This window comes from Pseudomonas sp. GW821-FHT01C01, from assembly GCF_059422645.1.
In genome coordinates, this window is record NZ_JBWKXF010000017.1 from 24,322 (window position 1) to 44,590 (window position 20,269).

18 protein-coding genes are annotated in these 20,269 nt (G+C 58.4%); 9 read left to right on the top strand and 9 right to left on the bottom strand.

Translation table 11 applies throughout. The annotated features are described in order from the left end of the window. Positions 1 to 304 precede the first annotated feature (304 nt). Positions 305 to 493, bottom strand: a complete 189-nt coding sequence (locus tag AC07XF_RS13290) for a hypothetical protein (protein ID WP_007985505.1) — start codon at positions 491 to 493, stop codon at positions 305 to 307. A 289-nt stretch (positions 494 to 782) separates the two neighbouring features. On the opposite strand from AC07XF_RS13290, the gene galU reads away from it, so the two are divergent. Then, positions 783 to 1,622 carry a UTP--glucose-1-phosphate uridylyltransferase GalU gene (galU, locus tag AC07XF_RS13295; protein ID WP_007985503.1) on the top strand — a complete coding sequence of 280 codons (840 nt, stop codon included), beginning with the start codon at positions 783 to 785 and terminating at the stop codon, positions 1,620 to 1,622. A gap of 130 nt (positions 1,623 to 1,752) precedes the next feature. After that, positions 1,753 to 3,111 carry a glutathione-disulfide reductase gene (gene gorA, locus AC07XF_RS13300; protein WP_495026848.1) on the top strand — a complete coding sequence of 453 codons (1,359 nt, stop codon included), beginning with the start codon at positions 1,753 to 1,755 and terminating at the stop codon, positions 3,109 to 3,111. On the opposite strand, the gene AC07XF_RS13305 is transcribed toward gorA, so the two are convergent. Further along, positions 3,108 to 4,118, bottom strand: coding sequence for a DNA-binding protein (locus AC07XF_RS13305; protein ID WP_495026849.1), 1,011 nt, complete (start codon positions 4,116 to 4,118; stop codon positions 3,108 to 3,110). The genes gorA and AC07XF_RS13305 overlap by 4 nt on opposite strands. Positions 4,119 to 4,393: 275 nt before the next feature. Between AC07XF_RS13305 and AC07XF_RS13310 the strand changes: the two genes are divergently transcribed. The 3 genes from AC07XF_RS13310 (at position 4,394) to ahpF (ending at position 8,090) form a co-directional block, all read left to right on the top strand. Then, complete coding sequence (locus tag AC07XF_RS13310; protein WP_495026850.1) at positions 4,394 to 5,332, top strand: site-specific integrase; 939 nt, start codon at positions 4,394 to 4,396, stop codon at positions 5,330 to 5,332. Positions 5,333 to 5,824: 492 nt separating this feature from the next. Continuing rightward, positions 5,825 to 6,388, top strand: a complete 564-nt coding sequence (gene ahpC, locus AC07XF_RS13315; RefSeq protein WP_489310320.1) for an alkyl hydroperoxide reductase subunit C — start codon at positions 5,825 to 5,827, stop codon at positions 6,386 to 6,388. A gap of 139 nt (positions 6,389 to 6,527) precedes the next feature. Continuing rightward, positions 6,528 to 8,090 carry an alkyl hydroperoxide reductase subunit F gene (ahpF, locus tag AC07XF_RS13320; protein ID WP_495026851.1) on the top strand — a complete coding sequence of 521 codons (1,563 nt, stop codon included), beginning with the start codon at positions 6,528 to 6,530 and terminating at the stop codon, positions 8,088 to 8,090. Between the two features lie 312 nt (positions 8,091 to 8,402). Here ahpF and gloA read toward each other — a convergent pair whose 3' ends face one another. Then, positions 8,403 to 8,924 (bottom strand): lactoylglutathione lyase, encoded by a 522-nt coding sequence (gene gloA / locus AC07XF_RS13325; RefSeq protein WP_090455458.1) that lies wholly within the window; start codon positions 8,922 to 8,924, stop codon positions 8,403 to 8,405. A gap of 144 nt (positions 8,925 to 9,068) precedes the next feature. On the opposite strand from gloA, the gene AC07XF_RS13330 reads away from it, so the two are divergent. Next, positions 9,069 to 9,587: a DUF4946 domain-containing protein gene (locus AC07XF_RS13330; protein WP_495026852.1), complete on the top strand. Its 519-nt coding sequence runs from the start codon at positions 9,069 to 9,071 to the stop codon at positions 9,585 to 9,587. A 164-nt stretch (positions 9,588 to 9,751) separates the two neighbouring features. On the opposite strand, the gene AC07XF_RS13335 is transcribed toward AC07XF_RS13330, so the two are convergent. The 3 genes from AC07XF_RS13335 to AC07XF_RS13345 form a co-directional block, all read right to left on the bottom strand. Continuing rightward, complete coding sequence (locus AC07XF_RS13335; RefSeq protein ID WP_008075430.1) at positions 9,752 to 10,117, bottom strand: histone-like nucleoid-structuring protein, MvaT/MvaU family; 366 nt, start codon at positions 10,115 to 10,117, stop codon at positions 9,752 to 9,754. 233 nt (positions 10,118 to 10,350) lie between these two features. Beyond that, the gene (locus AC07XF_RS13340; protein ID WP_495026853.1) at positions 10,351 to 11,883 is read right to left on the bottom strand and encodes an EAL domain-containing protein; all 1,533 of its coding nucleotides are present in this window, start codon (positions 11,881 to 11,883) and stop codon (positions 10,351 to 10,353) included. 112 nt (positions 11,884 to 11,995) lie between these two features. Beyond that, complete coding sequence (locus AC07XF_RS13345; protein WP_495026854.1) at positions 11,996 to 12,868, bottom strand: LysR family transcriptional regulator; 873 nt, start codon at positions 12,866 to 12,868, stop codon at positions 11,996 to 11,998. A 78-nt stretch (positions 12,869 to 12,946) separates the two neighbouring features. On the opposite strand from AC07XF_RS13345, the gene AC07XF_RS13350 reads away from it, so the two are divergent. Further along, on the top strand, positions 12,947 to 13,891 hold the full coding sequence (locus tag AC07XF_RS13350; protein ID WP_495026855.1) for a DMT family transporter: 945 nt from the start codon (positions 12,947 to 12,949) through the stop codon (positions 13,889 to 13,891). Positions 13,892 to 14,154: 263 nt separating this feature from the next. Then, positions 14,155 to 15,231, top strand: a complete 1,077-nt coding sequence (gene hppD / locus AC07XF_RS13355; protein WP_007979060.1) for a 4-hydroxyphenylpyruvate dioxygenase — start codon at positions 14,155 to 14,157, stop codon at positions 15,229 to 15,231. A 127-nt stretch (positions 15,232 to 15,358) separates the two neighbouring features. Here hppD and rarD read toward each other — a convergent pair whose 3' ends face one another. The 3 genes from rarD to AC07XF_RS13370 form a co-directional block, all read right to left on the bottom strand. Beyond that, positions 15,359 to 16,240, bottom strand: coding sequence for an EamA family transporter RarD (gene rarD, locus AC07XF_RS13360; RefSeq protein WP_495026856.1), 882 nt, complete (start codon positions 16,238 to 16,240; stop codon positions 15,359 to 15,361). Positions 16,241 to 16,437: 197 nt separating this feature from the next. Continuing rightward, positions 16,438 to 17,451, bottom strand: coding sequence for an aldo/keto reductase (locus AC07XF_RS13365; RefSeq protein WP_495026857.1), 1,014 nt, complete (start codon positions 17,449 to 17,451; stop codon positions 16,438 to 16,440). Between the two features lie 196 nt (positions 17,452 to 17,647). Beyond that, a complete protein-coding gene (locus AC07XF_RS13370) occupies positions 17,648 to 18,958 on the bottom strand; it encodes an MFS transporter (RefSeq protein ID WP_495026858.1) in 1,311 nt (436 codons plus the stop codon). A gap of 170 nt (positions 18,959 to 19,128) precedes the next feature. On the opposite strand from AC07XF_RS13370, the gene AC07XF_RS13375 reads away from it, so the two are divergent. Then, complete coding sequence (locus AC07XF_RS13375; protein WP_495026859.1) at positions 19,129 to 20,250, top strand: sugar diacid recognition domain-containing protein; 1,122 nt, start codon at positions 19,129 to 19,131, stop codon at positions 20,248 to 20,250. The last annotated feature ends 19 nt before the right edge of the window (positions 20,251 to 20,269 follow it).

Sequence of the window (20,269 nt, forward strand, 5' to 3'; positions counted from 1 at the left end):
GCGATGGACTCGAGTGCGCCGCGTTTATCCGGTTCACACGCGTTATCGTTAACGACCATCGCTGGCAAGCCAGCTCCCGCAAGGGGTCATGCCCACGCTGAAACTGTAGGAGCCAGCTTGCTGGCGATGGACTCGAGTGCGCCGCGTTTATCCGGTTCACACGCGTTATCGTTAACGACCATCGCTGGCAAGCCAGCTCCCACAGGAGACAGCGTTTGCGTCGAAAACGGAGTGACCTTCAAACCAGTGAAAGCACCATAAAAAAGCCCTGCGCCATGGCAGGGCTATTCGAGAGGGGCGTCGGTCAGCTCTTGTCCTTGCCGCGTCGCTTGGGTTCCGGGTGCTCAAGTTCCAGCACCGATGCCACTTCGATTGCCAGGGCTTCTGAGGGGAAAGGCCCGGCGATATTTTCACCGGCGACACTGGCCACCCACCATTGACCGTCTTTCTCCTGATTGATCAGGAATCCATTGACGCTTTTTACTGCCGACATCTATTTGCCTCGTTGTCTGGTTCAATCGCGCCATGATACCGCCAAATGCACTCAACGGGTGCCGATGGGCGTATGGTGGGTGGTTCCGGGCCATTGAATGCCGTGCAACTGCGCAAGTCTCTGCTATGCATAAGAGGTTGCGCAGTGACCTGTGCACTCGCGCAGGGAACTATCGCCAAGAATATTTCTCTATGTTGGCATCGGTTAGCCAGCGCGGGGCATTGTAAGGTGCACGCCGCCTGATTAGACTGCGCCGAAACTCGTACACACAGCCCTTTCAAGGACTTATATGATCAAGAAATGCTTGTTCCCAGCAGCCGGTTACGGTACTCGCTTCCTGCCAGCGACTAAAGCCATGCCCAAAGAAATGCTGCCGGTGGTGAACAAGCCACTGATCCAGTACGGCGTCGAAGAAGCACTGGATGCCGGTTTGACCGAAATCTCCATCGTCACCGGTCGCGGCAAGCGCGCCCTGGAAGACCACTTCGACATCAGCTACGAGCTGGAAAACCAGATCAAGGGCACCGACAAGGAAAAATACCTGGTCGGCATCCGCAAGCTGCTCGACGAGTGCTCGTTCTCCTACACCCGTCAGACCGAAATGAAAGGCCTGGGCCACGCGATCCTCACCGGCCGTCCACTGATCGGTGACGAACCGTTCGCCGTGGTACTGGCGGACGACCTGTGCGTCAACCTCGAAGGCGACGGCGTACTGACCCAGATGGTCAAGCTGTACAAGCAGTTCCGCTGCTCGATCGTGGCCATCCAGGAAGTCGATCCGGCAGAGACCAACAAGTACGGCGTCATCGCCGGCGAGATGATCCGCGACGACATCTACCGCGTGCACAGCATGGTTGAAAAACCAAAGCCGGAAGACGCACCGTCGAACCTGGCCATCATCGGCCGCTACATCCTGACTCCGGACATCTTCGACCTGATCGAACAGACCGAACCAGGCAAGGGCGGTGAAATCCAGATCACCGACGCCCTGATGAAGCAGGCCCAGAATGGCTGCGTCATGGCGTACAAGTTCAAGGGCAAACGTTTCGACTGCGGTGGCGCCGAAGGCTACATCGAAGCGACCAACTTCTGCTTCGAAAACTTCTACAAGACTGGCAAGGCTTACTGATAGCCAGCGACCGGTTTGTATCGAAAAGCCACCTTCGGGTGGCTTTTTCATTTTCCGGCCCCATATCGTTTGCAGCGCTTGCTCCACAAATGTCTGCGGGTATGCTGGTGGCCTGCCGAGGAGATTGAAAATGGCCTACGATTTTGACCTTTATGTGATTGGTGCCGGTTCTGGCGGTGTGCGGGCTGCGCGGTTTGCCGCCGGGTTCGGCGCGAAAGTGGCCGTGGCCGAAAGCCGCTACCTGGGCGGGACCTGTGTGAACGTCGGCTGCGTGCCGAAAAAATTGCTGGTCTACGGTGCGCACTTCGCCGAAGACTTCGAGCAGGCTTCCGGTTTTGGCTGGAGCCTGGATGAAGCGCAGTTCGACTGGGCGACATTGATCGCCAACAAGGACCGTGAGATCAATCGCCTCAATGGCATTTATCGCAACCTGCTGGTCAACAGCGGCGTGACCTTGCATGAAGGTCACGCGAAGATCGTCGATCCGCATCAGGTCGAGATCAATGGCGAGCGCTATACCGCCAAAAATATCCTGATCGCTACCGGCGGCTGGCCGCAGATTCCGGAGATTCCGGGGCATGAGCACGCCATCAGTTCCAACCAGGCGTTCTTCCTCAAAGAGTTGCCCAAGCGTGTGCTGGTCGTCGGCGGCGGTTACATCGCGGTCGAGTTCGCCGGGATTTTCCACGGTCTGGGCGCCGAGACCACGCTGCTGTACCGCGGCGAACTGTTCCTGCGCGGCTTTGACGGTTCGGTGCGCAAGCATTTGCAGGAAGAGTTGACCAGGCGCGGCATGGACCTGCAATTCAATGCAGACATCGAGCGTATCGACAAGCAGGCCGACGGCAGCCTGAACGTCACGCTCAAGGATGGTCGCCAGTTGGAAGCCGATTGCGTGTTCTACGCCACCGGCCGCCGCCCGATGCTGGATAACCTCGGGCTGGAAAACACCGGGGTCAAGCTCGACAAGAAAGGCTTCGTTGAGGTGGATGAGCAGTACCAGACCGCCGAGCCGTCGATCCTGGCTCTGGGGGATGTGATCGGTCGCGTGCAACTGACGCCGGTGGCCCTGGCTGAAGGCATGGCAGTGGCGCGGCGCCTGTTCAAGCCGGAGCAGTATCGTCCGGTGGATTACAAGATGATCCCGACGGCGGTGTTCAGCCTGCCCAACATTGGTACCGTCGGTTTGACCGAAGATGAAGCGCGCGACGCCGGGCACGAGGTGGTGATCTACGAAAGCCGCTTCCGGCCGATGAAGTTGACCCTGACGGAATGTCAGGAGCGCACGCTGATGAAGCTGGTAGTGGATGCCAGGACCGACAAGGTGCTGGGTTGTCATATGGTCGGCCCGGATGCCGGTGAAATCGTCCAGGGCCTGGCGATTGCCTTGAAGGCCGGCGCCACCAAGCGTCACTTCGACGAAACCATCGGCGTGCACCCGACGGCCGCCGAAGAGTTCGTCACCATGCGTACGCCGGTCGCCGGTTAATCGTCCTTCGCTGCGTCTGCCGCTGCCGTAATGGTCGCGGCCAGACGTACGCGCTCTTCCAGATCCGTCCGGGTCTTGGCTAAATCAATTTCCAGTGACCTGTTGATCTGCGACTGCTCATCGACGTTCTGTTTGAGTGCCTGACTTTCCAGCAGGGCGACGCGCAGGCGTTCCTGGAGGAGGGTGCGTTCGCTGTCAACGCGAGTGGCCTGTTCCAGCAACTGATCCTGACGGGTGTTGCTTTGCTTGAGTTGTTCTTGCAGCAGGCTCAGTTCTCGCAGCGTGCCGCGGTTTTCAGTCAGCAAGCGTTCATTGTCACGGTGCAACTGGGTGATTTCATCCTGGCGTACCAGCGCACTTTGTTGTGCCTGACGCAGTTCCATCTGTATTTGTTGCACCTGGCCTTCATGGCGACTCAATTCCTGTTCGCGCTGTTCCTTGACCGCATTGCGGTAGTGCTCCAGTGCGTCGCGAGTGTGCAGGTGTTTTTCTTCCAGGGAGCGAATCTGCTCGTCCTTGTCTTTCAAGCGCAATTCGAAATCCGCCAGCGCCTGGTTCAGCCCGGCGTTGCGGGTTTGCTCCGTTTGCAACAGGGCGCTGGTTTCTTGCAGGGTCTCGGACTCCTGGGTCAGCGCCAGGCTTTGAAATTCGTATTGCTGGTGCAGTTCGCTGTTGGCCTCCTGTGCTTCGACGAGCTGGCTTTCCAGCGCCTTGCGTTGTTCTTCGTATTGCGCGCGCGCCTGGTCGATGGGTTCTTGTGCCTGTTCCTTGAGTCTTTGCGCGAGCCGCGCCACTAGCGCCATCAACTCGTCGTCTATCGGTTCCGTCGGTGCTTCGACAGGTTCGACCCTGTCATCGAGCTCCTTGAGATAGCGATGAATCGTGGTTTTCGAGCCGGTATTACCCATCTCGATCCGTACGGCATCGATGCTGGGGTTTTCGCCACGGGCGAGGATCGCCAACCGGGCGGCTTGTACCACCGCTCTATTTACACCGCCGCGTGCCATGAGTTCTCCCGTGTTTCTGTGATGTGGTACGTACCACGTAAATACACATTGTACCATTCATTAAATAAAGTTAAATACTGAATGTAATTAACACGGGATATACTGGTATTACCCCGTGTGATCGCAGTTTCGAGGTTCTCCTCGTGCTATTTCCGTACACAAACCCTTGTAGGAGCGAGCTTGCTCGCGATAAGCGGGGCACCTGCCAACCAGCGTCATCGTTAACGATCATCGCGAGCTCGCTCCTACAGTCGGTCAAAACAGGTTCATTTCCTATGAGCGATCTGGATCGCTATCTGCAAGCTGCGACTCGCGACAACACACGTCGCAGCTATAGGGCAGCCATCGAACACTTCGAAGTCACGTGGGGCGGTTTTCTGCCGGCAACCGGCGACAGCGTGGCGCGCTACCTGGTGGCCCATGCTGGCGTGTTGTCGATCAATACGCTGAAACTGCGCTTGTCGGCATTGGCGCAGTGGCACAACAGCCAGGGCTTTGCCGATCCCACCAAGGCGCCTGTGGTGCGCAAGGTGTTCAAGGGGATTCGCGCGTTGCACCCGGCCCAGGAAAAACAAGCTGAACCCTTACAGCTTCAGCATCTGGAACAGGTGGTCAGTTGTCTGGAACTGGAAGTGCAAACCGCCAGGGCCGAAGGTGACCGACCGGGATTGCTGCGGGCCAGGCGCGACATGGCGCTGATCCTGCTGGGCTTCTGGCGCGGCTTTCGCAGTGACGAGTTGTGTCGGCTTCAGGTTGAGCATGTGCAGGCAAGTGCCGGTTCCGGCATCAGCCTCTATCTGCCGCGCAGCAAGAGTGATCGCGATAACCTCGGCAAGACGTATCAGACGCCGGCCTTGCAACGCTTGTGTCCGGTGCAGGCTTATATTGACTGGATCACCGAGGCGGCACTGGTGCGTGGGCCGGTGTTCCGTGGTATCGACCGTTGGGGGCATCTGGGTGAGGAGGGCCTGCATGCCAATAGCATCATCCCGTTGTTGCGTCAGGCACTGGAGCGCGCTGGCATCGCGGCCGAGCACTACACCAGTCATTCCTTGCGCCGCGGTTTCGCCTCGTGGGCGCATCAGACGGGCTGGGACTTGAAGTCGTTGATGAGCTATGTCGGCTGGAAAGACATGAAGTCAGCCATGCGCTACATCGAGGCCAGTCCGTTTCTCGGCATGACTCACATCGCCGTGGATCCACGCGATCCGTAGCAGCTGGCGAAGCCTGCGTTCGGCCGCGCAGCGGTCGTAAACCCGGCTTGCATGGCCTGCCTGATACGCCGCGAGTTCTGATTTCACGACCGCTGCGCGGCCGAACGCAGGCTTCGCCAGCTGCTACACAGAGCGTTTTCTAGCGCGCGAGTCGAGGAAAGGCCCATGGCGCCATGGATCTCTCCCGCACAACCACGTTGCAATGCGATCCGTAGCAGCTGGCGAAGCCTGCGTCCGGCCGCGCAGCGGTCGTAAACCTGGCTTGCATGGCCTGCCTGATACGCCGCGAGTTCTGATTTCACGACCGCTGCGCGGCCGAACGCAGGCTTTGCAAGCTGCTGCAAAAAATCCTGAATACCGTTTTCTTCTATTAATACAGTCGGCTAATAGCGAAAGCCAATCAGCAACATCAGGTTTGCCAATGAGCCAACCGTCCGTCGAGTGAGTAAAGTTCTCTCCATCAACTTCTTAACCCCTGACGGAGAGTCAACGATGCCTATCATCAACAGCCAAGTTAAACCGTTCAAAGCTGACGCATTCAAAAATGGCGACTTCGTAAAAGTCTCGGACGCTGACCTGAAAGGCAAGTGGTCTGTGGTGTTCTTCTACCCGGCCGACTTCACCTTCGTATGCCCGACCGAGCTGGAAGACCTGGCTGACAACTACGACGCATTCCAGAAGCTGGGCGTCGAGATCTACAGCGTTTCCACCGATACCCACTTTGCCCACGCTGCCTGGCACAACACTTCGCCAGCCATCGGCAAAATCCAGTACACCATGATCGGCGATCCGACCCACACCATCTCCCGCAACTTCGACGTGCTGATCGAAGAAGCAGGCCTGGCTGACCGTGGCACCTTCGTGATCAACCCGGAAGGCCAGATCAAGATCGTTGAACTGAACGACGGCGGTGTAGGTCGTGACGCTTCCGAGCTGCTGCGCAAAATCAAGGCTGCCCAGTACGTCGCTGCTCACCCTGGCCAGGTTTGCCCTGCCAAGTGGAAAGAAGGCGAAGCCACTCTGGCGCCGTCCCTGGATCTGGTCGGCAAGATCTAAGTCTGTGATCGCTTCATCAGGGCGGAACTCCGCACCTGTTCAGTAAGTTGCACCGCCCAATAAAAACGCCCGGGCGAGATTCGCTCGGGCGTTTTTTTATGCCTGCTTTATATGAAACAGCAAAAAGGAAATCGCCCGTATGTTGGACACCAATCTTAAAGCCCAGTTGAAATCGTACCTGGAACGGGTCACTCAGCCGATCGAGATCGTTGCTTCCCTCGACGACGGTGCGAAATCCCAGGAAATGCTCGAACTCTTGAAAGACGTTGCCAGTCTTTCCACCCAGATTACTTTGCTCGACAACGGCGATGATGCGCGCAAGCCGTCGTTCTCGATCAATCGCCCGGGAGCCGATATCAGCCTGCGTTTCGCCGGCATCCCGATGGGCCATGAATTCACTTCGCTGGTGCTGGCCTTGCTGCAAGTCGGCGGTCATCCGTCCAAAGCCAGTGTCGAAGTGATCGAACAGATTCGCTCGCTCAAAGGCGAATTCAGCTTCGAGACTTACTTCTCGCTGTCCTGCCAGAACTGCCCGGACGTCGTTCAAGCATTGAACCTGATGGCGGTACTGAACCCGAACATTCGCCACGTCGCCATCGACGGCGCGCTGTTCCAGGCCGAAGTCGATGATCGCCAGATCATGGCTGTGCCAAGCATTTATCTGAACGGCGTGAATTTCGGCCAGGGTCGCATGGGCCTGGAAGAAATCCTCGCCAAAATCGACACCGGCGGCATCGAGCGCCAGGCCGAGAAAATCAGCGCCAAGGATGCCTTTGATGTGCTGGTGGTCGGCGGTGGCCCGGCCGGTGCTTCGGCGGCAATCTATGCGGCCCGTAAAGGCATTCGCACCGGTGTCGCGGCCGAACGTTTTGGTGGTCAGGTGCTGGACACCATGGCCATCGAAAACTTCATCTCGGTGCAGGAAACCGAAGGACCGAAACTGGCCGTGGCGCTGGAAGAACACGTCAAGCAATACGACGTGGACATCATGAACCTGCAACGTGCCGACAAACTGGTGCCCGGCAAAAATGGCGAGCTGCACCAGATTCATTTCGCCAGCGGTGCATCGCTGAAAGCCAGAACCGTGATCCTGGCGACCGGTGCGCGGTGGCGTGAAATGAATGTTCCGGGGGAGCAGGAATACCGCAACAAAGGCGTGGCGTACTGCCCGCACTGCGACGGCCCGCTGTTCAAAGGCAAGCGTGTGGCGGTGATTGGCGGCGGTAACTCCGGCGTCGAAGCCGCCATCGACCTGGCCGGTATCGTGTCGCATGTCACGCTGCTGGAGTTTGATGTGCAGTTGCGTGCCGATGCGGTATTGCAGCGCAAGTTGCACAGCCTGCCGAACGTCACTGTGATCACCCGTGCACAAACCACTGAAGTCACCGGCGACGGTCAGAAGGTCAACGGCCTGCGCTACAAGGATCGTCAGAGCGACGAATTGCGCAGCGTGGAGCTGGAAGGGATCTTTGTGCAGATCGGTCTGCTGCCAAACACCGACTGGCTCAAGGGCACGGTCGAGCTGTCACCGCGTGGCGAGATCATCGTCGACGCTCGTGGTGAAACGTCGGTGCCAGGAGTGTTTGCCGCCGGCGACGTGACCACTGTGCCGTACAAGCAGATCGTGATTGCAGTGGGCGAGGGCGCCAAGGCATCCCTGAGCGCCTTCGATCACCTGATCCGGACTTCCGCCCCGGCATAAAACCCAGCGCTGAAAACACAAGACCTGTAGGAGCGAGCTCGCTCGCGATGGTCGTCAACGATAACGCTGGTTTGCAGGGGCCCCGCGGCGTTCTCCGGTTTATCGCGAGCAAGCTCGCTTCTACAGGGGGCATCGGCTGCCGGCGCTGAAAACACAAAACCCCATGAGCGATCATGGGGTTTTTTTGTGCCTTACACATCACCAATGTGGGAGCGGGCTTGCTCGCGAAGGCGTCGTATCATTCGACATTGAAGTGACTGACACTGCGCCTTCGCGAGCAAGCCCGCTCCCACAGGGGATTCCTGGTGGATCTTACAGCGGTGCGGGCTGGATGATTTCGACCCAGTAGGCGTCCGGGTCCTTGATGAATGCCAGGCTCTTCATGCGGCCGTCGCTCAAGCGTTTCTGGAAGTCGCAGCCCAGTGCTTCAAAGCGCTCGCAGGCGGCGACGATATCCGGCACCGAGATGCAGATGTGGCCGAAACCGCGGGGGTCGGTGTTGCCATTGTGGTAGGCGAAATCGGCATCGTTCTCGGTGCCGTGGTTGTGGGTCAGTTCCAGAATGCCGGGAATCGATTTCATCCACTCGGTGCGCGCGGCGGCATCGGCCGGGATCTGGTTTTTGTCGACCAGCGCCAGGAAATACAGGCTGAACTCTGCTTCCGGGAAGTCGCGTTTTTCCACCAGTGTAAAGCCCAGAATGCGTGTGTAGAAATCCAGGGACTTGGTGATGTCCTTGACGCGTAGCATGGTGTGGTTGAAGACAAATTTCTGTGTAGCGGCGTCCGGTTGGGCGGTGACGCCGGGGAAGGTGTTCAATTCGTGCAGGCTCATGGGCCCTCCGGGAAATATGTGGGCTAACGAATGGCGACAATGATACGCAAGGGTTCGGACATCACCAAACCCAAACAGTCGGCTATTGCCTGACAGCCGGCCTGGGCCCAGACTTTACGGCTCAATCCGTGAGTGCCCATTGCAATGATTCGATTCTGTAAATTGCTGTTCATCCTGCTAAGCGTGCTTTCGGTGGTGGGTGCCGCTCGTGCCGATGCGCCAATGGTGACCTGGCCGGAAGGCTGGCAGATCGAAGTCGTGCCTGAATCGACGTTGGGGGTCAGTCGCCAGCGGGCGGTGAAAAATGATCAGAATGGTTCGCCGGTCATGGTGATGGAGCTGACCGTGAGTCAGGTGCAAAGCGATCATCAGGTAAACCTTGAAGGCGTATTGCTGGAGATGCGCAAGTCAGTACAAAAAGACTTCTTTCAGGGCGGCTATCAAAGTGTCTGCACGCGAATACATTCGACTACGTTGAGTCGATTGGCTGCGCTGGAAACAACCTGCACCATCACGCAAAACGGGAGACATGTGCTTTCTCAAACATTGGTGGCCGCGGTGGATGCAGATAAGGCCTATGTTCTTTCCTACGCAGGGCAGGCCGAGGCTTATAAGACGAGCCAGGATGAAATAGACGCTGCCCGTAACAGCTTGAAACTTTAGTAAGTGACAGTGCTTTTTCGATGCATGAAGAATATTTTAGATACCAAAATGGATTAAGCACAAAGTTGTTGGCTGTTGGGTAATTGTCCGGCGCCCGCCCTCCGGCATTTAGATGGCCCATGAAAAAGCCCTGCATAAGCAGGGCTTTTTTGTCGCTGCGAGAGTTAGCCGCGCAGCCAGGAATCGACGGTGGCTGCACCGTACTGTTCTTTCCAGGCTTTCAGGCCGCGGTGGTTGCCGCCCTTGGTTTCAATCAGCTCGCCGGTGTGCGGGTTCTGATAAACCTTGACCACTCGGGCGCGGCGGGTTTTAGGTGCTGCTGCCTGCTGCAGGCCGGATTTTGCCGGGTTCGGATCGAGAATGGCGATGATATCGCGCAGGCTCTTGCCATAGGTTTTCATCAAACCCTGGAGCTTCTCTTCGAATTCGATTTCTTTCTTGAGCCCGGCATCGTTCTTCAAGGATTCCAACTGCTTGAGCTGTTCTTGAAGGGCCTTTTCGGCTGCACGGAATTCAGCGAGTCTGGACAATATCTTTACTCCAATAGTGTGTTTGGCTGATACCAACCGCAAACAAAGCTATAAGCCAAGAGCCTTGAAGCGACTCGGTGATAGTGGCTCGCCTGCCAATTTAGCGCAGGCATGAAAAATTGTAGTAGTTAATTGGCCAAGAGTAAATCCTGTCTTTTTCTTCATGTAACAACAGTAGTGTTTTGATTCAAATTGGTGCCTGCAATCGTAGTTTTGTCGGTTAAATCCGCTAGTTAATGGTTGCTTAATGCACTAATGAATTCCGCACCCGGCATGGGCTTGCCGAACAGATAACCTTGCAGGAAGTTGACCTGATGAGCGCTCAGGTAATCACTCTGCTCACGAGTTTCGACACCTTCGGCCACCAGGGCAAGGTCGAGCTTGACCGCCAATTCGATGATGCTGTCCAGGATGTGGCTGGAGAGTGTGTCGATGCCGATCATGGCGACAAAACTCTGGTCGATTTTCAGGAAGTCCACGTTGAACTGTCGCAGGTAGCCAAGGCTTGAGTGACCGGTGCCGAAGTCGTCGATGGCGATTTTCACGCCCAGTTCGCGAAGTTGCTCGAACAGTTGCAGGGTAATGGCCGTGGGCTCGATCAATTCGCGCTCGGTCAGTTCCAGCACCAGATAGATCGAGCCCGGTTCGAACGCATCGAGAAATTCGCGGCAATCCTTGACCAGCTCAAGATCCTGGCAATGACTGGCGGTGATGTTGATGCCAATGTGAAACGGTTTGTTGAATCTGCCGGATTGCGGCGCCAGCAGGGCGGCGGTTTGTCGCATCAGCGAGCGGGTCATCGGCACGATCAGTCCGGAGTGCTCGGCAAACGGGATGAACAGATCCGGACGCACCAGGCCTTCCTTCGGATGTTTCCAGCGCATCAGCACCTCGGTGCCGGACCAGCTTTTACTGTCGCCATGCACCACGGGCTGAAAATACGGAATGAACTCTGCGGCTTCCAGTGCCCGTTGCATTTCCTGGGTGGGTGCCGATGAGCGCTTTTGCAGTAAATGACCAATTGAACCGGCAATCACACCGAAGAACATCAGCAAGCTGAACAACGGTGGATACTCGCTTCTAATGTATCGCCAGGTTTCGCCTTCGGGGAAGCCGGCTTGCACTGCAAAGGCATAGCGCCCGGAGGTCAATCGACTTTGCGCAACGGGCAGGTCTGGCGCAGCGCCGCTGTGAACCTTGCCGTCGGCGGATATCCAGTCCGGGCCAACTTGCAGCAACAACAGGGTCTGGCGGCCTATCAGGCGCAGAATATTGCACAAGTGATGACCGTCGAGGGTCGTCAGCGCACCTTTTTTTCCTTCGCTCAGGCGGTACACCAGCAAGGCGGTGTTGGGCGTCACCGGATTGCCGTTCATGAGCCATAAGGCGCCCTGGGTGTAATCACCGGGGGTGACCGTCTCCTGATAGTCGCCGAACAAAGAACTGCAATAGAGGTTGTTGTCCCACACCAGGCTGGTTGATCGCACGAATGGGCGGCGAGTGACCTGCTCGCGCAGGGCCAGATTGACGTCACCACAACTTTGGCCGGCCAGCGGCAGCAGTTCGCGAGCGGCTTGGGCGGTGTTGTCGAGCATCAAGTCGAACTGGCGAATCGCTTCCTCGGCGGTTTGTTCGCTGTCCTGCTTGAGCGCACGCTCCGCTTGCATGTAAAGAATGGCGGCCCCGAGCAGCACCGGGAGCAATCCACTGATCAGGGTCACAGCCATTCTTGTGCTGCGGCTGCGGGTTTTGGCTTTCAACGGCATTCGCGAATCCTGTCACGAAGAAGTAAGGCTCTCAAACGCTGGCAGGGCAATACGCCTCCCATGAAGAGTTCGGGTGTGGGTCATGATAGTTGGCGCTTGGCAGTTATGCCGTTCAACGCAGGTCGAGACTTGCGGCCAGCTTGATAAAGGCCAGCGTCGCGGGAGAGGCCTGGCGTCGATCGAGCACCGCCAGACCGACCTGCCGCGACACCGCAGGCGACAGCGGTTTTTTCACACAGCGGCTGTCAATCTGATGGGGTAATGAGCCCTCGGCAACCACCGTCACCCCGTCGCCGCGAGCGACGACATCCAGGGTGCTCATCAACTGCGAGCAGCGATAGCGGATGTTGGGTGTCAGTCGGGCCGCGCTAAACAGACGTGAAACCAGTTCCGATGAACCGGCCTCGGTCAGTACAAACGGGGCGTGGCACAGATCGTCCAGGCTCAGGCTGTCGTAAGCCGCCAGCGGGTGGCCGGAGGGCAGCAACGCTACCATCTGGTCTTCGATCAGCGCGACCGTGTCGAAACGCTCCTCGGGCAACACCACAAAACCGATGTCGATCCGTCGTTCTTCCAGCCACTGGAGTACCTGGCGGTCAGGGCCTTCGTCGATATGCACCTCGATGCCGGGATGGGCGGCGCGGTACTGCTGCAGAATCAACGGCAGCAACTTGATCGATGACGTCGGGCCGAAGGAGCCGATACGCAGCGTGCCGCGTTTCATGCCTCTCGCATCGGCCGCTTCCTGGCGCAGGGTGTTGGCCAGGCCCAGCATTGCACGGGCGCGTAGCAACAGTTGCTGGCCAATATCGCTCAATTCGACCCGGGATTGATGCCGGCGCAACAACTCGACACCCAACTCCTGCTCCAGGGACTTCAAGGCATGGGAGACCGCCGATTGGGAAATGCCCAGGCGATTGGCCGCTGCCGTGAAGCCGTGGAGTTCGGCCACGAGGGAGAAAATCTCCAGTTGAGTGAGGGTCATGAGTGTTTGCTCATTTTACGATGACTGGGTATTAGTCGAATGATACGTCATCTCTCCGACATCCAGCCTTGGAATCTTATGACGATCTGCGAGCAAACCCTGTCAAAACCCTCGGACCTGCCGGTGTATCTGAAACTGGCGGCGGTCACCATGGTGTGGGGTGGCACCTTCGTTGCCGGACGCTTTCTGGCCGACAGCCTCAGCCCGCTGCTGGCTGCCAGCCTGCGGTTTTTACTGGCCAGCGTGGCGTTGCTGCTGTTTTTACGCATGGTGCGGATACCGCTGGTCCGGCCCAGTACCCGGCAATGGTTGCAATTGCTTTTACTTGGCTTTTTCGGGATCTTTTTTTACAACCTGTGCTTCTTTTATGGCCTGCATTACATCAACGCGTCGCGGGCGTCCTTGATCGTGGCACTGAATCCCGCTGTGATCGGCCTGGCTTCCTGGCTGCTGTTCAAGGAGCGATTGAACCGGGTGCAAGTCGCCGGTATTGCGATCTGCATGGCTGGCGCGAGCATGGTGATCGTCAGTCGCAACCCGCAATTATTGGCCGGCGGCGCCGATACCTGGATCGGTGATCTGCTGATCTTCGGCTGCGTCCTCGGCTGGGGTATCTACTCGCTGTGCTCCAGAGAGCTGAACCAGACCCTGGGGCCGGTGCAAACGGTGACCTATTCGATTCTGCTGGGCACCGTCCTGCTCTGGTTGACCTGCATTGTCCGCGGCGAGGTGAGTGTCGCCGCGATCGCCAACCTGGGGGCGCCGCAATGGTTGAGTCTTTTGTATCTGGGCGTGTTGGGTTCGGCGCTGGCTTACATCGGCTACTACGACGGCATTCGCAAAATCGGTGCGACACGTTCCGGGGTGTTCATTGCCTTGAACCCGCTGACGGCGGTGATCCTGGGCGCGCTGCTGCTGGATGAGCCACTGACGCTGGCAATGTGCCTGGGCGGCGGGCTGATCCTGACGGGGATTTTCCTCTGCAACAAACCCCTTGCGCGAGCAAGGAAAAAGGGGATTTGATACAGAAGGCGGACAAACCTATTTACGCTGTGTAGAATCCGGTTACGCATACAATAATAATCGTCTTCTGGCAGCAGAAGCCTCGCCCGCAAGAGCCTTGGGTCGACAATGAAGATATTCGGGTTTCAACTGATCTACGGTGATTTTCTCGCCCGCAGTGTGCGGGGCATCTCCTGTGCGCCACCCACCGGTCTCAGCATTGCTAGCAACTAACATTTGTTAATTTCAGCTGTTAATTCTAAAAGCATGATGAGGCGCCAACCATGGCAGATTTATACGAAAACCCAATGGGCCTGATGGGCTTTGAATTCATCGAGCTCGCATCGCCGACCCCGAACACCCTGGAGCCGATCTTCGAGATCATGGGCTTCACCAAGGTGGCGACCCACCGCTCCAAGGACGTGCACCTGTATCGCCAGGGCGCGATCAACCTGATCCTCAACAACGAACCCCACAGCGTGGCCTCCTACTTTGCGGCCGAGCACGGTCCGTCGGTGTGCGGCATGGCGTTTCGCGTCAAGGATTCGCAAAAAGCCTACAAGCGTGCCCTGGAACTCGGCGCCCAGCCGATCCACATTGAAACCGGCCCGATGGAGCTGAACCTGCCAGCGATCAAAGGTATCGGCGGCGCGCCGCTGTACCTGATCGACCGTTTCGGTGAAGGCAGTTCGATCTACGACATCGACTTCGTGTTCATCGAAGGCGTTGACCGCCACCCGGTTGGTGCCGGCCTGAAGATCATCGATCACCTGACCCACAACGTGTATCGCGGTCGCATGGCCTACTGGGCCAACTTCTACGAGAAGCTGTTCAATTTCCGCGAAATCCGCTACTTCGACATCAAGGGCGAGTACACCGGCCTGACCTCCAAGGCCATGACCGCACCGGATGGCATGATCCGCATCCCGCTGAACGAAGAATCGTCCAAGGGCGCCGGGCAGATCGAAGAGTTCCTGATGCAGTTCAATGGCGAGGGCATCCAGCACGTTGCTTTCCTGTCCGATGACCTGCTCAAGACCTGGGATCACCTTAAAAGCATCGGCATGCGCTTCATGACCGCGCCGCCGGACACCTACTACGAAATGCTCGAAGGCCGTTTGCCGAACCACGGCGAGCCGGTCGGCGAACTGCAAGCGCGGGGCATTTTGCTGGACGGTTCGTCCGAGTCGGGCGACAAGCGTCTGCTGTTGCAGATCTTCTCGGAAACCCTGATGGGGCCGGTGTTCTTCGAGTTCATCCAGCGCAAGGGCGACGACGGTTTCGGCGAAGGCAACTTCAAGGCGCTGTTCGAATCCATCGAGCGTGACCAGGTTCGTCGTGGTGTTCTCTCCACCGACTAATCTGTAGACGCTGTAAAAAACTGTGGGAGCGGGCTTGCTCGCGAAAGCGGAGTGTCAGTCGCCAACTAAGCTGGCTGACACACCGCATTCGCGAGCAAGCCCGCTCCCACATTGGTTTTGTGTGTGCTTAAGGTCTGCGTTGTCGCACCAGGTGCTTGAACCCTTCGAACACCAGCACCAGCACGGCCATCCAGATCGGGATGTACGTCAGCCATTCGCCGGCCTTGATGCTCTCGCCCAGCAGCAACGCCACGCCCAGCAGCAGCACCGGTTCGACGTAGCTCAACAAACCGAACAGGCTGAACGGCAGCAGGCGGCTGGCAATGATGTAGACCACCAGTGCCGACGCGCTGATCACGCCGAGTATCGGGATCAACAGCGACAACCATGGATGCTGGTCAAACACACCGAAACCTTGTGCGCCACTCTGAACGAACCAGAAGGCCACCGGCAGCGTCAATGCCATGTCCAGCCACAAGCCGCCGAGATTGTCCGCCGCCAGCCGTTTGCGCAGGACAAAGTAGGTCGGATAGCCAATGCAGACCAGCAAGGTCGCCCAGGAAAAGCCACCCACCTGATACACCTCGTTGATCACGCCCAGGCAGGCGAACACCACGGCGATTTTTTGCAGATAGGACAGGCGATCGCCATAGGCGAGGCGGCCGGTCAGGACCATGGTCAGCGGCAACAGGAAATAGCCGAGTGATACGTCGAGGCTGTAGCCGTTGAGCGGCGCCCACATGAACAGCCACAGTTGCACGCCGAGCAGGGCAGAGGAGGCGATCAGCGCGCCAATCAGTTTCGGAGTGGCAATGGCGCGCCGCACAATCTCGAGCACGCGTTTCCATTCCCCGGACCACACCATGAACACGGTCATGCAGGGCACGGTCAGCAGCATGCGCCAACCGAAGATTTCCACGCCGCTCAACGGGGTGAGCAGCGACGTGTAGTAATACATGACGGCAAACAGCACCGAGGCTGAAACCGATAGAGCGATACCTTTAGACAAGCTGTCCTCGCGAGGTTGAAGGTGAAACGGGGGGCGGAGGATACGTGGTTTTCGGGCCGAATATTGACCAATCAATCAACACGGTCCAATTGTGGGAGCGGGCTTGCTCGCGAAGGCTGCCTGACATTCAACATTGATGTCGGCCGGTAAACCGCTTTCGCGAGCAAGCCCGCTCCCACATTTTGTCTTGTGTTGTGTCAGCTAATGCGCGGTTTGCGCCCCGACACAAAATGGCTCACATCATTGAACCCCGGTGTCGACGCATGCCCCGACGTCACCAGCGAATCGATGAACGCCTCGTCTTCAGCCGTGATCTTCACCGCCTGCGCCTTAGTGTAGGCGTCCCACTGTGCTTCGGTACGCGGCCCGACAATGGCTGAGGTAACTGCGCTGTTGTTCAGCACCCAGGCAATCGCGAACTCGACGATGCCGACACCGCGCTGCTGGGTGTATTGCTGGATTTGCTGGGCGATACGCAGGGATTCGACGCGCCATTCGGTTTCCAGGATGCGTTTGTCCTGGCGTCCGGCACGGCTGTTGGCGTCCGGTTGCACATCCGGCGCGTATTTGCCGCTGAGTACCCCACGCGCCAGCGGGCTGTAGGGCACCACGCCGAGACCATAATTTTGCGCAGCAGTGATCTGCTCGGTTTCAGCCTGGCGATTGACGATGTTGTACAGCGGCTGGCTGATTACCGGGCGGTCGACCCCTAGCTTGTCAGCCACGCGAATGACTTCGGCGATGCGCCAGCCACGGTAGTTCGACAAGCCCCAATAGCGGATTTTGCCCTGGCGAATCAGATCACCTATGGCGGATACCGTGACTTCCAGCGGCGTATTGTGGTCTTCGCGGTGCAGGTAGTAGATGTCGAGGTAGTCGGTGCCCAGGCGGGTCAGGCTGGCATCGATGCCGTTGAACAGGTGCTTGCGGCTCAGGCCGCTGCGGTTGGGAACGCCGTCCACGGGGCCGAAGCCGACCTTGGTGGCCAACACCCATTCATGGCGGCGGCTGGCGATGGCCTCGCCGACGATTTCCTCGGAGCGGCCGTTGGTGTAGACGTCGGCGGTGTCGATGAAATTGATGCCCTGGTCCCAGGCCTTGTCGATGATTCGCAGGGAATCTTCGGTGCTGGTCTGTTCGCCGAACATCATGGTGCCCAGGGTCAGGGTGGACACCTGCAGACCCGAATGACCCAGTGTGCGATAGCTCATGAGCAAATCCTTTTACCAGTGGGAAAGGCTCAATCAGATACCAGAACTAACGCTGGGAGCAAACGCAAATCTCAAACACCCCGGAACAAACTGTAGGAGCTGGCTTGCCAGCGAAGAGGGCGTATCAGTCGACACAAATGTCGTTTGACAAGTCGCCTTCGCTGGCAAGCCAGCTCCTACAGTGGTTGGGTGGTGATCAGGCGCGCAGGGTTCGGGTCATGCGCAACGCCAGCAAACTGCCGCAGACAATCACGCCCGCCAGCAGGTACAGCGCCGCATTGGTCGAGCCGGTGCTGTCCTTGACCCAGCCCACCAGATACGGGCTGAGGAAACCGGCCATCTGCCCCATGGAGTTGATCAGCGCCAGACCACCCGCAGCGGCGCCCGCACTGAGCAGGGCGGTCGGCACCGGCCAGAACATCGGCAGGCCGGTGAGGGCGCCCATGGTGGCGATGCTCAGGCCGAGAATCGCGATGGCCGGGTTGGCGGCGAAGTTCACAGCGATCAGCAACCCCAGCGCGCCCATCAGCATCGGCACCACCAAATGCCAGCGGCGTTCTTTACGCAGGTCCGCCGAACGGCCAACGATGAGCATGAACCCTGCCGCCAGCAGGTAGGGAATCGCACTGAGCCAGCCGATCACCAGGTTATCGCTGAAGCCCAGGTTCTTGATAATCGATGGCAGCCAGAAGTTGATCGCGTACACACCGCTCTGGATGCAAAAGTAGATCAGGCCGAAGGCCCAGATCGCCGGGTTCTTGAATACCGCCAGCAGCGAATCCGTCGTGGTTTTCGGTTTGTTGGCCAGGTCTTCTGCGTGGTCGGCTTCCAGCACCGATCGCTCGAATGGGGTCAGCCATTTTGCATTGGCGTAACTGTCGCTGAGCAGGAAATAAGCCAGCGCACCGAGGATCACGGTCGGAATGCCTTGCAGCAGGAACATCCACTGCCATCCGGCGAGACCACCCTGGCCGGCGCCGAAGTGGTTGAGAATCCAGCCGGAGAACGGACTGCCGAGCAGGCCGGATACCGGGATCGCCGACATGAACAACGCCATGATGCGGCCACGGCGGAAGGTCGGGAACCATTGCGAGAGATACAGCACCACGCCCGGAAAGAACCCGGCCTCGGCCGCACCGGTGAACAGGCGCAGGGTATAGAACTCGGTCGGGGTGGTGACGAACAGCAGGCAGGTCGACAGGGTGCCCCACGCGATCATCATCAGCGCGATCCAGCGCCGTGGGCCGAATTTGGTCAGGGCCAGGTTGCTTGGCACGCCGCACAGCACGTAACCGATAAAGAAGATGCCGGCGCCGAGGCCGTACACGGTTTCGCTGAATTTCAGTGCGTCGAGCATCTGCAGCTTGGCAAATCCAACGTTTACCCGGTCGAGGTAGTTGAACAGATAGCAGATGAAAATGAAGGGGATCAAACGCAGGGTAATGCGCTTGTAGACGGCGTTTTTGTCGTCAGCGATGGCCTCGGACGCTACGGCGCTCTGTGTCATGGCGGCTCTCTCTTTATTATGATTTTTTGCGATGCAAAGGGTAACGTTGATCGCCCTGAGAGTCTCGACCACCCTTATGGCGGCTGTCTTTGTGCCTGAGCACAGGGTTTGCAACCAAGGCCTGTGCGGGTGAACAACCCGTTCCATCACCGTCTTCAAGGATCACTCGCATGTTCGAACTCGATCACGACCTGGCCCAGGACATCGTCGACCGGGCGATGGCTATCCTGCCGTACAACGTCAACGTCATGGACAGCCAGGGCTTGATCCTGGGCAGTGGCGAACCGGAGCGGGTCAACACCCGGCATGAAGGCGCGCAACTGGTCTTGGCCAACGGCCGCGTGGTGGAGATCGATGCGCAGACGGCGATTCATCTCAAGGGCGTGCAACCGGGGATCAACCTGCCGCTGATGCTCGACCAGCGCCTGATCGGCGTACTGGGCATCACCGGCGAACCCGAGCAACTGCGCACATACGCCGAACTGGTGCGCATGACCGCCGAAATGCTGGTGGGCCAGCGCAACCAGCAAGCCGAACAGCAATGGCGGCGCCAGCGCTGCGATGATTTGCTGGCGCTGCTGCTCAGCGAAGCCGGGGATTCTCCGCGACTGGTCGATGAAGCGCAGCAGTTGGGCCTCAAGCCACAGATGACTCGAGTGCCGTACCTGTTCGAACTGGGCCTGGAGCACGCTCCGGGGCAAACCGTCGAGGCACTCAGCGCCTGGTTGACCAGCCGTTACCCCGACAGTTGGTGCGTCAGTTCGGCCAAAACCTCGTTGCTCTGGTGCCGGCCGGCCAGTCAGACGGTCGAGAACGAGCGCCTGCTGGACAAACTCGACGGCCTGGGCTGGAACATCCTGCGCATTGCCGTGGGTGGTCAGGCCGATGGGCTGGCGGGTTTGCGCCGCTGCTATCGACGGGTCGGTGACTTGCTGGCCTATGGTCGCGATGTGTTGCCACGTTCCAGATTGCTGACGCTGACCCGCTATCGGCTACCGGTGATGCTCTGGCGCCACCGCAACGACGACGCCCTCGACGAATTGCTCAACCCGCTGCGCAAGGTCATTGCCAAGGACAGCAGTGGTCAGCTGCTGGCGACCCTGCGCAGTTGGTGTGAACACGACGGCCAGAGCCAGGCCTGCGCCGATGCGCTGGGGATTCATCGCAACAGCCTGCGTTATCGAATGGAGCGCATCGCCGAACTGAGCGGGGTTGATCCCCTACGCCTGGACGGCATGCTCGCGCTGTACCTCGGCGTACAACTGCTCCCACAAACCGACATAAACCCGTAGCAGCTGCCGAGCCCGCGAG

Bases quoted from the DNA above. Each gene is read 5' to 3' on its own strand.
- AC07XF_RS13290 (WP_007985505.1), bottom strand. From the start codon at position 493: ATGTCGGCAGTAAAAAGCGTCAATGGATTCCTGATCAATCAGGAGAAA.
- galU (WP_007985503.1), top strand. From the start codon at position 783: ATGATCAAGAAATGCTTGTTCCCAGCAGCCGGTTACGGTACTCGCTTC.
- gorA (WP_495026848.1), top strand. From the start codon at position 1,753: ATGGCCTACGATTTTGACCTTTATGTGATTGGTGCCGGTTCTGGCGGT.
- AC07XF_RS13305 (WP_495026849.1), bottom strand. From the start codon at position 4,118: ATGGCACGCGGCGGTGTAAATAGAGCGGTGGTACAAGCCGCCCGGTTG.
- AC07XF_RS13310 (WP_495026850.1), top strand. From the start codon at position 4,394: ATGAGCGATCTGGATCGCTATCTGCAAGCTGCGACTCGCGACAACACA.
- ahpC (WP_489310320.1), top strand. From the start codon at position 5,825: ATGCCTATCATCAACAGCCAAGTTAAACCGTTCAAAGCTGACGCATTC.
- ahpF (WP_495026851.1), top strand. From the start codon at position 6,528: ATGTTGGACACCAATCTTAAAGCCCAGTTGAAATCGTACCTGGAACGG.
- gloA (WP_090455458.1), bottom strand. From the start codon at position 8,924: ATGAGCCTGCACGAATTGAACACCTTCCCCGGCGTCACCGCCCAACCG.
- AC07XF_RS13330 (WP_495026852.1), top strand. From the start codon at position 9,069: ATGATTCGATTCTGTAAATTGCTGTTCATCCTGCTAAGCGTGCTTTCG.
- AC07XF_RS13340 (WP_495026853.1), bottom strand. From the start codon at position 11,883: ATGCCGTTGAAAGCCAAAACCCGCAGCCGCAGCACAAGAATGGCTGTG.
- AC07XF_RS13345 (WP_495026854.1), bottom strand. From the start codon at position 12,868: ATGACCCTCACTCAACTGGAGATTTTCTCCCTCGTGGCCGAACTCCAC.
- AC07XF_RS13350 (WP_495026855.1), top strand. From the start codon at position 12,947: ATGACGATCTGCGAGCAAACCCTGTCAAAACCCTCGGACCTGCCGGTG.
- hppD (WP_007979060.1), top strand. From the start codon at position 14,155: ATGGCAGATTTATACGAAAACCCAATGGGCCTGATGGGCTTTGAATTC.
- AC07XF_RS13365 (WP_495026857.1), bottom strand. From the start codon at position 17,451: ATGAGCTATCGCACACTGGGTCATTCGGGTCTGCAGGTGTCCACCCTG.
- AC07XF_RS13370 (WP_495026858.1), bottom strand. From the start codon at position 18,958: ATGACACAGAGCGCCGTAGCGTCCGAGGCCATCGCTGACGACAAAAAC.
- AC07XF_RS13375 (WP_495026859.1), top strand. From the start codon at position 19,129: ATGTTCGAACTCGATCACGACCTGGCCCAGGACATCGTCGACCGGGCG.